Here is a 13,892-nt window from a genome sequence, read left to right as displayed (position 1 = left end):
AGCACATGGCGCAAAAAGCGGCCGATCCCTGCCGGAATTGTGGAGCCGTGCTCCCTCCGGGAGCTGCCTTCTGCACGCTGTGTGGTGCCGCGGTGAACAACCGTGCCGCCGCACCGGCGCCCGCCACTGTGACCGTGGGTGTTCCAGGCACAGGGTCGCTACCAGGCATTGTGCCCGTGGGTATCACAGCGACAGGACCCCTGCTGGCCCCGCGGGAGCCGGGTGTCGATCCCCGCATCGCGGCAGCCACGGCCCTGGTTCCGGGCGGGGCCGGGCGCCGCCTGGCAGCCAAGCTCATTGACGGTGTGCTCCCAAGCGTCCTGCTGGCCGTGGCGGCAGGCATCGGGGCCAGCAAAATTTCCGTCACCAAGGTTGGCGAATTTGCCCAGGTGAACCTGAGCTGGCTGTTGATCCTGAGCGGCATTGCCGCCGTTCTCTCCCTGGGCTACGGCATCTGGTTGTGGCTCTGGGAAGCCAAATCCGGCAAGACCCCCGGCAACCTGTTGGTGGGCCTGCGCACCACCAACATGGCTGGCGGACCGGCAGGCGTGCTGGCCATCTTCCTACGCAATGTGGTGGTTGCCGTCAGCTCCACTGTGCCCACCCTTGGTCCGCTGCTGGTTGTCATCTCCAACACCTGGGATGCCAATGGCAAGCGGCAGGGCTGGCATGACAAGCTGGCCCACACTCTGGTGTTCAACGTCAAAGCCGGCCGCGACCCCCTTGAAACGGGCGGCATCGCGGAGCGGGCCAACTTTGTTCCGGCGTCTGTTCCCACCCTGACTCCTGTCAGCTCGCCGCTGGTCCAGCGACCGGTGGCCGATGGGGTGCGAAACACAGCGGTGCCAGGACCGGTGGTGCCAGGACCAGTGATTCCCGGGCCAGCGGTGCCAGGTCCGGGAGGCCCGGGCCAGTACCCCCAGGGACCCATCACGTCTGTTCCGGGAGCTGCCGCCAGCGCCGCGCCCCAGTCACAACGGCAGGTGCAGTTCCAGCAGCCGGCGCCCCAGCCCCAGCAGTCGCAGTTCAGCCCGGCATCCTCCTTCGCGCCGCAGCCACCGCCAGCACGGGAAACGACCACCAAGCCATTCGCCGAGCAGCCGCACATCAGGCTGTTGGAGGACGAGGCGGGGGATACCCGGGTTCGTCCCCTTCCTGCCGCTGTGGGTCTGCGACTGACCTTTGATGACGGCCACACCGAAGACATCACAGCCGTGGCGCTCATTGGCCGCAACCCCGCCGGATACGATGGTGAGATGATTTCTCGCCTTGTGTCAGTTCTAGACTCCAGCAGGTCCGTCTCCAAGACGCACCTGCACGTTCAGGCCAGCGGTGAGGGCCTGTGGGTTACTGACAGAAACTCCACCAACGGCAGCGCCATCACAGCCGTGGGCGGGGACAGGACTGAGTTGCAGGGGGGAACCCCCGCCCTGGCTGGCATTGGTGCCAGGGTGCACTTTGGCGACAGGTCCTTTACGGTGGGGCGTCCGTGACGGCTGGGGAGGGCAGCACCTCGGCCCAGGGAGCGCCGAACCAGGGCGCCTCCGGCGTCCGCCTGAGCTTTGGCTTTGGCACCGACAGGGGACTGCGCCGGGAACTCAATGAGGATTCGTTCCTGGCCGCCGATCCCTTGTTCACGGTTGCCGACGGCATGGGCGGGCATGAGGCCGGCGAGGTGGCCAGCCGCGAATGCATCCAAACCCTGAGCGAGCAAGGCGTCCTGACGGCGAGCTCCCGCCAGGCGACGGCGCTGGACTTGGCGCATGCCCTGCACCTGGCCGATACCAGGATCCGCGAACTCACCAACGCCCGGGCGGGCACAACCCTTTCCGGCGTGGTGCTGGTTGAGGAGCGCGGCGTGCCCTACTGGCTGGTCTTCAATGTGGGTGATTCCCGCACATACCGGCTCAGTCAGGGACACTTCGCCCAGGTCAGCGTGGATCACTCCGAGGTGCAGGAACTGGTGGACGCCGGCTTCATCACCGCAGCGGAAGCCCTGACCCACCCCCGGCGCCACGTGGTGACACGGGCCCTGGGCACCGGAACTGACACGGAGGCTGACTTCTGGTTGATCCCGGTCGAAGAAGGTGACAGGATTCTTGTGTGCTCCGACGGGCTCTCCGGGGAACTGGGTGACGAGCAAATCCACCGTGCCTTGAGTACCCTGCGCCACCCTCAGGACGCCGTGGATTCCCTGATTCAGGCTGCCCTGCGCTCCGGCGGGCGGGACAACATCACAGTGGTTGTTGTCGACGCCAGCCACGTCCACGGCGGCGTCGGCGGGGAAACCCTGGGCAAGGCCGGCACCGCCCCCACAGCCGAGGAAGACACGCTGCCGCGCATGCCGGCGGCCCAGGAAAACCCTCCCGGAGCCGTGGCCCCCATCCGTTCCGCTGAAGTTCTGGAATCCATCCCCAAGGAATTCCTGGCGCACGGGCAAGAGCTGCCCCCACGCGTCAACGCACCCCTGCATGAGGAGAATCATGGTTAGCACCACGTACAGCACCGGTTCATGGCTAGGCATTGTGCGCTCGGGCGCGGTCATTGTGCTCAAGGGGCACACCGAACAAGCAATTGTGGGTGCGTTGTGGGAATTCCTCGGGCAGGAGCCCACCATTCACGGTGTCCTGAACGAGGTCACCCGCCAGTTCGGCACCGAACTAACGGGACTGCCCGACTTTGCCATTGTGGTCCAGTCCGACCGCCTGCACGCCATCCTGCGTGGCGACATGGCCCTGGTAGCCCACACAGGCGACGCCATGGAGATTGTCTCGGGCCGGGACGTCACTACCTGGAGTGAGCGTTCACTGCCACTGCCCGAATCTCTTGAACTGACCTTGGCACAAGCCACAGAGCCGGCCGAACTGTCCTGGCTGCTGCCCGTTGGCGAGGCCGTCATCCGCCTGCAGTCTTTGCACATGGAACTCGCCGGGGCGCAGCTGGATGACCCTAGCTTTGCCAGCGGGGAGGCGGATTGGTTGGAACAATTTGTTGAGCCGGAGCCGTTCGAGGCGGAGCCTGACTATCCCCACGACGCCTCTGCCCAGCCCCAAACAGTCGATGCTGACGGCCATCTTGCCGCGCTGTTGCTCGATCCGCCTGCCCAGGACGGCGACACCGAGGTACACGAGCCTGAAGTGCTCGACGCCGAGGTACACGAGGTGGGAGTGCTCGACGCCGAGGTACACGCCGCGGACACGGACGTGGACACAGACGTGGACGATGACGTGGACCACGACGCCTACGCCAGCTTTGCCATGGCCGCCGAGGCCGCCGATGCCGAGTGGAACGCCCAGCTGGCCCCCATGGCGGCGTTGAACGAGGCGGATCTGAACCTGACCATCCGGCCCGACATGTCCGAGGATGAGTCTCATGAGGAGGGACAGCCGGCCTTCCAGGAATCGTTGACGGAAGACGTTGCTGTGCTGATCGACGCCGCCGAGACGGCAACCTTTGCAGCTGATGCGGATGCTGCCGGGGGGAGTCCCACGGCCGAAGTGGCGGGTGCGGAATCGGACGCCGAACAGCGCCTTGCGGGGCCGGAGACTGCCGAGGCGGACACTACCGCGCCGGAGACTGCGGAGCAGGAGCATACCGCGCCGGAGACTGCGGACGACGGATTCACCACCAACTACGACCACTTGTTCGGTCCCACAGTGGCCAGGAGCGTTGAGGACGCGGCCGTTCGTCTCGACGACGACGAACCAGCGGTGCAGCACGGCGTGCCGGAGGCCGAACTGCCACCGCTGCCGCCCCTGCCACCGGTGGCGGGCCTTGCCGAGGAAGTGGCTGCAGACCTCAGTGCGGCCGCGCCCGCGCAGAGTGCCCAGGAACAGTGGCAGCCCGAAGGCTTGTTAATTGACTCGGTCCCGTGGGCCAAGGCGCCGGAATCCGGAGCCGCCCTTGAGGCTGGTGGTGAAGTTGCCGCGGCGCTTGGGCAGCCCTACGACCCCGACCACGACGGCCACACAGTCATGCGCGGCGACGTCAGTGAGGTCAGCGGGATCGGTGATCCCGGCGACGAGGCGGCAGCCGCGCCGGCACCGCTGGAGTCGCGCCCGCCCACCGGACCCATGGTTTTGGCACGCATGTGCCCCAACGGCCACGCCAACCCGCCGAGCCGCTCCGAATGCTCCGATTGCGGTGCGGCCATCAATTCCGAACCACGTGAAGTGGGCCGGCCGCGCCTGGGCACCATGCACATTTCCAGTGGCGAAGTCATTGAACTGGACCACTCCTTGATCATTGGTCGCCAGCCCTCGGTCTCCCGGGTCATGGGCGGAGCCATGCCCCGGCTGGTGCAGGTCAACAGTGGCAACGACGATATTTCGCGCTCCCATGTGGAAGTCCGCCTCGACGGCTGGGACGTTCTGCTGGTGGACCTGAAGGCAACCAACGGCACAGTGCTGGTCCGCGAAGGCCAAGCCCCCCGCCGCTTGAGCCAGGGCGAGGAAGCCATCCTGCTCAACGGCGACATCGCCGAGCTGGGAGACGGGATCTCCCTGCTCTTTGAGGGCCTGCTGTGAGCAGCAAGCGTGTTCCCGCAGCACCCCCGGTGCTTCCCGGCTACCGGTTTGTCTCCGTGCTGGGCTCGGGCGGATTCTCCGATGTGTACCTCTACGAGCAGGACAGGCCGCGGCGCAAGGTGGCCGTCAAGGTCCTGACAGCCGATCTCTTGACCAGCGGGGCCCGGGCCAGCTTTGAGTCCGAGGCCAACCTCATGGCCCAGCTTTCCGCCCACCCGTACATTGTCACCATCTTTGAAGCCGAGATCACCGAGTCCGGCCACTCCTACCTGGCCATGGAATACTGCTCCCGGCCCAGCCTTGACATGCAGTACCGGCAGGGCCGCTTCAGTGCCGACAAGGCCCTCGAAATTGGCATCCAGGTGGCCTCAGCCGTGGAGACGGCACACAGGGCTGGCATTGCCCACCGCGACATCAAGCCCGCCAACATCCTGGTCACCGACTACAACAGGCCGGCGCTGACCGACTTTGGCATCTCCGGAACCATGGATGCTGTGCAGGCCGACGGCGGCGGCATGTCCATCCCGTGGTCGCCGCCGGAATCCTTCGGCTCCGGCGCCACGGACGGCATCAAGGTGGACATTTGGGCGCTTGGCGCCACCATCTACACCCTGCTGGCCGGGCATTCGCCTTTTGTCATTCCGGGAGCGGACAACTCTCAGCGCGAACTGATTTCCCGCATCCACGCAGCACCCCTTGCCGCCCTAGGGAGGGCCGACATTCCACAGGCGCTAGAGCTGGTCCTGGCCACAGCCATGGCCAAGTCTCCGGCGTCGCGGTACAGCAGCGCCAAGGACTTTGCCCGTGCCCTGATGCGCATCCAGGCAGATATGAACCTGTCCGTCACGCCCTTTGAGGTGCAGGAAGAGGTGGTGGTGGCGGATTTCCGACCCGACGAGAACTCCGAGCCCACACGTATCCGCAGCGTTGTGCAGATTGATCCGGACGCCGGCACCTCCAACCCCACGTTTCCCTCGCGGCAGACCAACAACCACGGTGGCGGGGCATTCGCGGCTGGTCTGCACGCCAACCCTGCAACCCACGGCAACACGGTGCCGGGAGTCACCGGTTCCACCACCGGTCTCAACCGCAACGGCCAAACACTGCCGGCCGCCGGGCTCGCGGGCCCTGCAACGCCAGCTGCAGCGCCGCCCGCTCGTTCGGTATCGGCGCCTTCGCCTGCTGCGCCGGCCTCGCCGTGGAACCCGCCCGCGTTGGATTCAACGGTGCAGCGCAGCGATCTTCTCCAGCCTGGGATCAGCGCTGCGGCACCGGCTGTGGCCCCGGGCAGGAAGCGGCTGTGGCTGGGACTGGGCTCGGGGCTGGTGCTCGTGGCCGCCGTCGTGGTGGGAATAATGGTTTTCCTCAGTGGTGGGGCGCCGGCGACGGTGGATCCACAGGCGCAAAAAACCTCGCCACCTCCCACGGCACTGATAGTGGGCGCGGAGGTCCCGCCTGTCACCGACCTTGCGGCCGCACCGAAGAACGGCGGTTCCGAGTGGAGCTGGAACAACCCGGATCCGCAGGAGGGCGACAAATATTTGTGGGCCTCCGTCAGTGCTGTGGACACGGGCACCTTCAAACCCATCACCGATAACCGGGCGTTTGTGGTGGATGATCCCAATGGCCAGAGCTGCATTTCGGTGAAGCTGGTTCGCAAGAACGGCCAAACCTCGGCGGAGTCCAAGAAGTGCTCCTAAATTCTTTCTAGTCATCAGCAACAAACCCAGGGGGCTGCCATCATGGCGGAATTAACAATAGATTTTTGTGGCGAATGGTACGAGCCGGCGCCGGAAGACGTTTTTCGCATTGGCCGTGAGGGCGACATTGAAGTTGATGACAACCCGTATTTGCACAGGAAGTTCCTTGAGGTCAGCAAGTATGACGGCATCTGGTGGCTGACCAACGCCGGCACCATGCTCTCCGCCACGATCGCCGACGCGGCGGGCGGCATGCAGGCGTGGATGGCCCCTGGCGCGCGCATCCCCCTGGTGTTCAGCCAGACCAACGTGATCTTTACGGCCGGCCCCACCACGTACGAGTTCTCCGTGCATCTGGCGTCGCCGTCGTTCATGTCCCCAAGCCGCGAGGACGACTCCGCCGGCTCAACCACCATAGGGCCCGTGGTCTTCACCGAGTCCCAAAAGGCACTCATTGTGGCGCTGGCCGAGCCCATGCTGCGCCGGGGCGGCACGGGCTTCAGCGCCATCCCGTCCTCGGCGCAGGCTGCACAGCGCCTGGGCTGGGCCCTCACCCGCTTCAACCGCAAGCTGGACAACGTGTGCGACAAACTGGACCGCGTGGGCGTTGTGGGCCTGCGCGGCGGCGGCGGAAAACTGGCCACCAACCGCCGGACCAGGCTGGTGGAGCACGCGGTGACCTCGCATCTGGTCACCCCCGACGACCTGCCCCTGCTGGATACCCAGCGCGGAGCTGATGCGCCATGAGGATCCGGCTGACGCTTCGGCGTGACCCGCAGGAGGCAAAGAACCTGACCGTCACGGTGGACGGCATGGCCTCCGTGCGCGACATCGCCACCGAGCTGTATTTGGCCGATCCCGCCCGGAAGGGGGCCGCGGCCCCGCCCAACCTTTCCCTGCTGGTGGAGGAATCCGTGGTGGGCGGAGTGCGCGGAAGAACCCTGCCGCCGGAGAGCAATTTGCAGGAATCCGGGCTGCGCCCCGGCGCCACAGTCTCTCTCACCCAGCTCAGCGACACCTTTGCCGTACCCCAGCAGGACCGGGGGCCGGCCGCCGCCACCCTGCGCGTCACGGCCGGGCCGGATGCGGGCCGTGAGTTCGCCCTGCCGCTGGGCACCAGCTACATTGGCCGCGACTTTGATGTTGACGTCCGCCTGAGCGATCCCATGACCTCAAAACGCCACGCCCGCATCACCATTGGCGAAACAGTGGAAATTGCTGACACCGGCTCCGCCAACGGCCTCATGATGGAAGGCACCCAAATTTCCCGCGCCGTGCTGGGCTCCTCGGATGAGGTGACCCTGGGGGAAACCACCATTTCCGTGGTGGGCCTAGGTCTGCGCACCCACTCCGGACCCACCGGGCCCCTGGTGGAATTCAACCGCTCACCGCGCGTGGTGCCGCACTTTGCCGTGGAGGAGCAGATCCTGCCCTCGGGCCCGCAGCGGCCCCGGCGCGATCGTTTCCCGCTGATCATGCTCATGGCCCCCTTGCTCATGGGCGGTGTCATGTTTGGCGTGACGCGGAGCCCGTTCAGCCTCATCTTCATGGCCATGATGCCCCTGATGATCATTGGCGGCTACCTGGACCAAAAAGCCAACGCCAAGCGTGAACTCAAGGACTCCATCGAACAGTTCCGTGGGGCTATTGCCGAGTTCCGCCGCCAAATGACAGCCCGCCAGCAGCTGGAGCGGGCCGTGCGGCTGGCGGAAAGCCCGTCAACGGGGGAAACAGTTGATGCCATCTACAAGCTGGGTCCGCTGCTGTGGACACACCGTCCCGAACACAAGGCGTTCCTGTCGCTGCGTCTTGGCGTGGGCCGCCAGCCCTCCCGCACACCGGTCAAGGCACCCGCGGATAACAACACGCTGCCCGACTACATGGCCGAAATTCAGGACGTCAAGGCCGAGTTCTCCGACATCGACGCCGTGCCCGTTGTTGCCGCGTTCCGCAACAGCGGGGCCCTGGGCGTTGCGGGACCGCGCGGGGTGGTTGATGACGTGGCCCGGGCCCTGGTCCTCCAGGCCGTGGGACTGCATTCGCCGGCGGAACTGGCCGTGGCCGCCATGACGTCCACGGAATCCAAACAGCGGTGGGAGTGGCTGCAGTGGCTCCCGCATGTTGGTTCGGTGCATTCACCCCTGGCCGGCGAGCACCTGGCCTCCGGCACCGGCGCCACCAGCGTGCTGCTGGCGGCCCTGGAGGACCTGCTGGTCAACCGGGGCGTGAACATGGCCGCCAACGGTGCCGCCCACCGCGGTCCCCAAGACCCTGCCAAGGCTGAAATGCCCGCGCCCGTGATGCCGGCGCTGCTGCTCATCATTGAAGATGACGTCAAAGTGGACCGTGCCCGCCTGAACCGGCTCACCGAATACGGTGCCGACGTTGGTGTGCACATCCTGTGGGTTGCCAGCTCCATTGAGGCACTGCCGGCGTCCTGCCGCGACTTTGTCCACGTGGCCGAAACTGCCACCACGGGCCAGGTCCGGCTGGGCCGGCTGACCTACCCGGTGAGCTGCGAAAGCGTCAGCGCCGAACTTGCTGCCCAGCTGGCCCGCATGCTGGCGCCCGTGGTCGATTCCAGCAAACCGGTGGATGACGACTCCGACCTGCCCCGCAGCGTCTCCTACGTTGCGTTGGCAGGCCACGAGCTAGTGGAAGGCACCACTGGTATTGCCGACAGGTGGCTGGAAAACAACTCCGTGGCCGCCCGTGCCGTGAAGAACCGCAAGCACCAGGGTTCCCTGCGCGCGCTGGTGGGGTCCAAGGGCGTTGAACCCATGTACCTTGACTTGAAGACCGAGGGCCCGCACGCCCTGGTGGGCGGCACCACGGGTGCCGGCAAGTCCGAGTTCCTGCAGGCCTGGGTGCTGGGCATGGCCGCAGCGTACAGCCCCGACAGGCTCTCCTTCCTGTTCGTTGACTACAAGGGCGGGGCGGCCTTCGCCGACTGCGTGCAATTGCCGCACACGGTGGGCCTGGTGACTGACCTTTCCCCGCACCTGGTGCGCCGAGCCTTGACGTCCCTGCGGGCCGAACTGCACCACCGCGAGCACCTGCTCAACCGCAAGAAGGCCAAGGACCTGCTCGCCATGGAGCGGGAAGCGGATCCCGAGACCCCGCCGTCGCTCATCATTGTGGTCGATGAGTTTGCCGCGTTGGCCAAGGAAGTGCCGGAATTTGTTGACGGCGTGGTGGACATTGCCGCCCGCGGCCGTTCGCTGGGTCTGCACCTGATCCTGGCCACCCAGCGCCCCTCCGGTGTCATCAAGGACAGCCTGCGCGCCAACACCAACATGCGCATTGCCCTGCGCATGGCCGATGTTGACGATTCCGTGGACATCCTGGGGGAACCGTCCGCCGCCTACTTCAGCCCGTCGATTCCCGGCCGTGGCGCCGCCAAGACCGGGCCCGGCCGGATCCAGGGCTTCCAGACCGGCTACGCCGGTGGTTGGACATCCCGCACCCCGCAACGCCCCCGCATTGACATTGTGGAGATGGACTTTGGGGCCGGAAACCCGTGGGAGACGGACCTTGCCAGCGCCCCCGTGGCGGAGGCGGGCGGCCCCAATGACATTTCCCGCGTGGTGGCCAATATTTCCTTGGCCGCCGTGGAACTGGGCGTGAAGCCGCCGCGCAAGCCGTGGCTTGCTGAGCTGCCGGACGTGTACGACTTCTCCAAACTGCCCACTGCGCGCACCGACGAGCAATTGCTCCTGGGCGTCATGGATGATCCCGAGCACCAGGCCCAGCCCACGGTGTTCTTTGAACCGGACAAGGACGGCAACATGGCCATCCTTGGGGCAAGCGGTTCTGGCAAGTCCGCCGCGCTGCGCACCCTGGCGGTTGCCGCCGCCATCACCCCGCGCGGCGGCCCTGTGCAGGTGTACGGCATTGACGCAGCCTCCAACGGCCTGCAAATGTTGGAGGTGCTCCCGCATGTTGGCGGCATCATCAACGCCGAGGACACCGAACGTGTGGGGCGCCTGCTGCGTTACGTCCGCGGCCTGATCGAGGAACGGGCGCAGAGCTTTGCCCAGGTCAAGGCCGGCAGCATTGCCGAGTACCGCCGCCTGGCCAACAAGCCGGACGAGCCGCGCATCATTGTCATGGTGGACGGCCTGGCCGCGTTCCGTGAACTGTATGAGTTCCGTGCGGGCATGAACCAGTTTGAGACCCTGCAGCAGATTGCCACCGACGGCCGTCCCATGGGTGTGCACCTTGTCATTGCCGGGGACAGCCCCAAGTCCCTGCCGGCGTCGTTGGCGTCCTCCGTGCAGCGTCTGGTGGTGCTCCGCTTGGCCACCGCCGATGACTACTCCAACCTTGGCCTGCCCCGGGACGTGCTGGGCCCCGCCTCGCCTCCCGGCCGTGGCATGATCGACGGCGGCGAAGTCCAGTTGGCCATTTTTGGTGGCACCTCCAACCTGGCGTTGCAGGCGCGCTCCGTTTCCAGCCTGGCCGAGACCATGCGCCGCCAGGGCGTGCCGCAGGCTCCGCGAGTGGAGGCCTTGCCGGAGATGCTGGATCTGAATGTGCTCCCGGCGGCAACGCCCGGCCACGTGGTCATTGGTGTGGACGATTTCAACCTGGAAGCGGCGGGGCTCGAAGCCAGCGGCGCGCTCATGCTCACGGGACCGCCGTCGTCCGGGCGCACCACGGCCCTGGTCACGCTGGCCGAGGCCCTGAAACGGTCGACGCCGGGTACCCGGCGCGTGTACTTCGGCTCGCGCCGTTCGGCGATCGCCAAGCTGCCGGTGTGGGATGAATCGATTGTCACGGCAGCGTCCCTGGAGCCGGAGCTGCAACGCTTCATTGACCTTGTGGAAGGCGAAACCACGCCTGTTGCCTTCTTCATTGAGGGCGTCACGGAGTTCACCGATTCCGAGGCGGAAATGGATCTGGCCACCCTGATCAAGGCCGCCGTCAAGGCCAACGCCTTTGTGGTGGGTGAGGCCGAAACTTCAACATGGTCCGGTGCCTGGAGTTTGGCCGGGTTGTTCAAGGCCGGCCGTCGCGGCCTGCTCATGAACCCCGGGGACGTGGAGGGGGACACCCTGATGAACACCTCCCTGGGCCGGGTCTACAACAACAAGTTCATTCCGGGGCGCGGCTATGTGGTGGGCCGCGGCAAGGCGTTCAAGTTGCAGGTGGCCAGCACCATGGACCACGAGCGGTAGTTCCAGGCAGCGGCCGGGGCGACGGCGTGCCAGACTGGCGGGGGCGTGTGAAATTTCATACGTCCCCGCCAGTATGGCAAGCCGTCGGCGGCTGTCCACAAAGCTTGCTGCACAGACAGGGGTTCTTGGGGCAAGATAGAAGCGTGAGCAGCGAGCCAGAAGAAACCCAGCCGATTCCCGTTGAGACCAACTCCGAGACGATCCCCGAGGCGGACACCTCGGACGAGGTAGTTCCCCCGGACGAGGATAGGCAGCGCTACGGCGTCCTGGTGGATTTGATCCAAAAGTACCGTGCGGCGTACTACACCGATGACGCCCCGCTGGTTTCCGACGCCGAGTTTGACGTGCTGTACACCGAGCTGGAGACCCTCGAGGCCCTGCATCCGGAACTCATCACCAACGATTCCCCCACCCAGACGGTGGGAGGTGAAGCGTCCGTGGCGTTCGCCGCCGTCGACCATCTGGCCCGCATGTACTCCCTGGAGGACGTCTTCTCCCTCGAGGAGCTGGAAGCCTGGCTGCGCAAGGCCGAGGCGTCAGTTGAAAAGCAGCACGGACTGGCCCCCAAATGGCTGACCGAGCTGAAAATTGACGGTCTTGCCGTGAACTTGCTGTACCGCGACGGTGTGCTGGTGCGGGCTGCCACGCGCGGGGACGGCTTCACGGGTGAGGACATCACCCACAATGTGGCCACCATCAAGGACATCCCGCAACAACTGCACGGCACGGCGTTCCCGGCCGAGGTGGAGATCCGCGGCGAGGTGTTCATCGCTTCGAAGGACTTTGCCGAGCTGAACGAGAAAATGGTGGCCGCCGGTAAGGCGCCCTTTGCCAATCCGCGCAACTCGGCGGCAGGCTCGCTGCGCCAAAAGGATCCTGCCGAGACAGCCAAGCGGCCGCTGAGCATGTACGTCCACGGCATCGGGGCCCGGGAGGGCTTGGAAACCACCAGCCAGTCGGAGACGTACGCGTTGCTCAAAGAATGGGGGATGCCCACCAGCCCCTATTTCAAGGTGCTGGACACCTTGGAGGAAGTGCTGGAGTTCATAGCCCACTACGGCGAGCACCGGCACGATCTGATCCACGAGATCGACGGCATTGTGGTCAAGGTTGATGATTTTGCCACCCAACGGGCCCTGGGCAACACCTCCCGCGTGCCGCGCTGGGCCGTAGCCTACAAGTACCCGCCGGAGGAGGTCCACACCAAGCTGCTGGACATTCAAGTCCAGGTGGGCCGCACGGGCCGGGTGACGCCCTTTGGCATCATGGAACCGGTCAAGGTGGCCGGCTCCACGGTGGAACGCGCCACGCTGCACAACCAGGACGTGGTCAAGGCCAAGGGCGTGCTGATTGGCGACACTGTCGTCCTGCGCAAGGCCGGGGATGTGATCCCGGAGATCGTGGGCCCCGTGGTGGCGCTGCGCACGGGGGACGAGCGCGAGTTTGTCATGCCCAGGCACTGCCCGTCGTGCGGCACCGAGCTGGCCCCCGCTAAGGAGGGCGACATTGACATTCGCTGCCCCAACGCCAAGTCCTGCCCCGTGCAGCTGACCGAACGCGTGGCGCACCTGGCTGGCCGGGGCGGCTTCGACATTGAGGCTTTGGGCTATGAGGCCGCTGCAGCGCTGACCAACGGCGCAGGCCCGGACCCGGCGGAGAACGACGGCGTGATTGCCCCCAGCGGCCCCGGAGTCATCACCAGCGAGGCGCAGGTCTTCCAACTAGCGGAGAGCTATCCGGATCCCGCCTTGCGCGAGGCGCTGGCCGAGGTCACCGTGTGGCGTGAAATTCGGGCCAAGGGCGCCGGTACGGGCAAGTTCCAACTGGTCCCGTACTTCTACACCAAGGCCACAGCCAAGAAGCCCTCGGTGCCGTCCAAGACCACCGAGAAGCTCTTCAAGGAATTGGACAAGGCCATGGCCCAGCCGCTGTGGCGCGTGCTGGTGGCCTTGAGTATCAGGCATGTTGGCCCCACGGCGTCGCGTGCGCTGGCCACCCGCTATGGCACCATGGACGCCATCCGCACGGCGCTTCTGACGCCGGATGCCCGCGAGCAGCTGGCCAACGTTGACGGTGTGGGTGCCATCATTGCCGATGCCCTGATCGAGTGGTTTGCCGTCGACTGGCACCTGGAAATCGTGGATGCGTGGGCGGCCGCCGGTGTGGTCATGGCCGACGCTGTGGATGAATCCACACCCCGCACCCTGGAGGGGCTCACCATTGTGGTGACGGGCACGCTGCCCAACTTCAGCCGGGATGAGGCCAAGGAGGCCATCATCACCCGCGGCGGCAAGGCCTCCGGCTCGGTGTCAAAAAATACCTCGTACGTGGTGGCCGGTGAAAATGCCGGCACCAAGCTGGACAAGGCCGAATCGCTGGGCCTGAAGGTGCTGGATGAGGAAGGTTTTGCGCGTCTGCTGGCCGAGGGGCCGGCTGTTGCGGAATCAAGCGTTGAGAGTCCTGAGACAGAAATTTTAGGGGAGTAG

General features: G+C 65.8%; 7 protein-coding genes. All 7 read left to right on the top strand.

Translation table 11 applies throughout. The features are described 5' to 3' along the window. Positions 1-5 precede the first annotated feature (5 nt). The 7 genes from ACX80Q_RS05970 (at position 6) to ligA (ending at position 13,892) form a co-directional block, all read left to right on the top strand. Complete coding sequence (locus tag ACX80Q_RS05970; protein ID WP_459329609.1) at positions 6-1,493, top strand: RDD family protein; 1,488 nt, start codon at positions 6-8, stop codon at positions 1,491-1,493. After that, positions 1,490-2,491, top strand: coding sequence for a PP2C family protein-serine/threonine phosphatase (locus tag ACX80Q_RS05965; RefSeq protein WP_459329608.1), 1,002 nt, complete (start codon positions 1,490-1,492; stop codon positions 2,489-2,491). Before ACX80Q_RS05970 ends, ACX80Q_RS05965 begins: the two co-directional genes overlap by 4 nt. Continuing rightward, positions 2,484-4,526 (top strand): FHA domain-containing protein, encoded by a 2,043-nt coding sequence (locus ACX80Q_RS05960; RefSeq protein ID WP_459329607.1) that lies wholly within the window; start codon positions 2,484-2,486, stop codon positions 4,524-4,526. Before ACX80Q_RS05965 ends, ACX80Q_RS05960 begins: the two co-directional genes overlap by 8 nt. After that, positions 4,523-6,226: a serine/threonine-protein kinase gene (locus ACX80Q_RS05955; protein ID WP_459329606.1), complete on the top strand. Its 1,704-nt coding sequence runs from the start codon at positions 4,523-4,525 to the stop codon at positions 6,224-6,226. Before ACX80Q_RS05960 ends, ACX80Q_RS05955 begins: the two co-directional genes overlap by 4 nt. 42 nt (positions 6,227-6,268) lie before the next feature. Continuing rightward, positions 6,269-6,973 carry an FHA domain-containing protein gene (locus ACX80Q_RS05950; RefSeq protein WP_459329605.1) on the top strand — a complete coding sequence of 235 codons (705 nt, stop codon included), beginning with the start codon at positions 6,269-6,271 and terminating at the stop codon, positions 6,971-6,973. Beyond that, positions 6,970-11,406, top strand: a complete 4,437-nt coding sequence (locus tag ACX80Q_RS05945; RefSeq protein WP_459329604.1) for an FtsK/SpoIIIE domain-containing protein — start codon at positions 6,970-6,972, stop codon at positions 11,404-11,406. The genes ACX80Q_RS05950 and ACX80Q_RS05945 overlap by 4 nt, the downstream gene beginning before the upstream one ends. A 143-nt stretch (positions 11,407-11,549) precedes the next feature. Further along, complete coding sequence (gene ligA, locus ACX80Q_RS05940) at positions 11,550-13,892, top strand: NAD-dependent DNA ligase LigA (protein WP_459329603.1); 2,343 nt, start codon at positions 11,550-11,552, stop codon at positions 13,890-13,892.

The sequence above is a fragment of the Arthrobacter sp. HLT1-20 genome, from assembly GCF_054510895.1.
This window is presented reverse-complemented; position numbering and strand designations above follow the sequence as displayed.

Excerpts from the sequence above, each read along its gene's own strand:
- ACX80Q_RS05970 (WP_459329609.1), top strand. The coding sequence starts at position 6 with ATGGCGCAAAAAGCGGCCGATCCCTGCCGGAATTGTGGAGCCGTGCTC.
- ACX80Q_RS05960 (WP_459329607.1), top strand. The coding sequence starts at position 2,484 with ATGGTTAGCACCACGTACAGCACCGGTTCATGGCTAGGCATTGTGCGC.
- ACX80Q_RS05950 (WP_459329605.1), top strand. The coding sequence starts at position 6,269 with ATGGCGGAATTAACAATAGATTTTTGTGGCGAATGGTACGAGCCGGCG.
- ACX80Q_RS05945 (WP_459329604.1), top strand. The coding sequence starts at position 6,970 with ATGAGGATCCGGCTGACGCTTCGGCGTGACCCGCAGGAGGCAAAGAAC.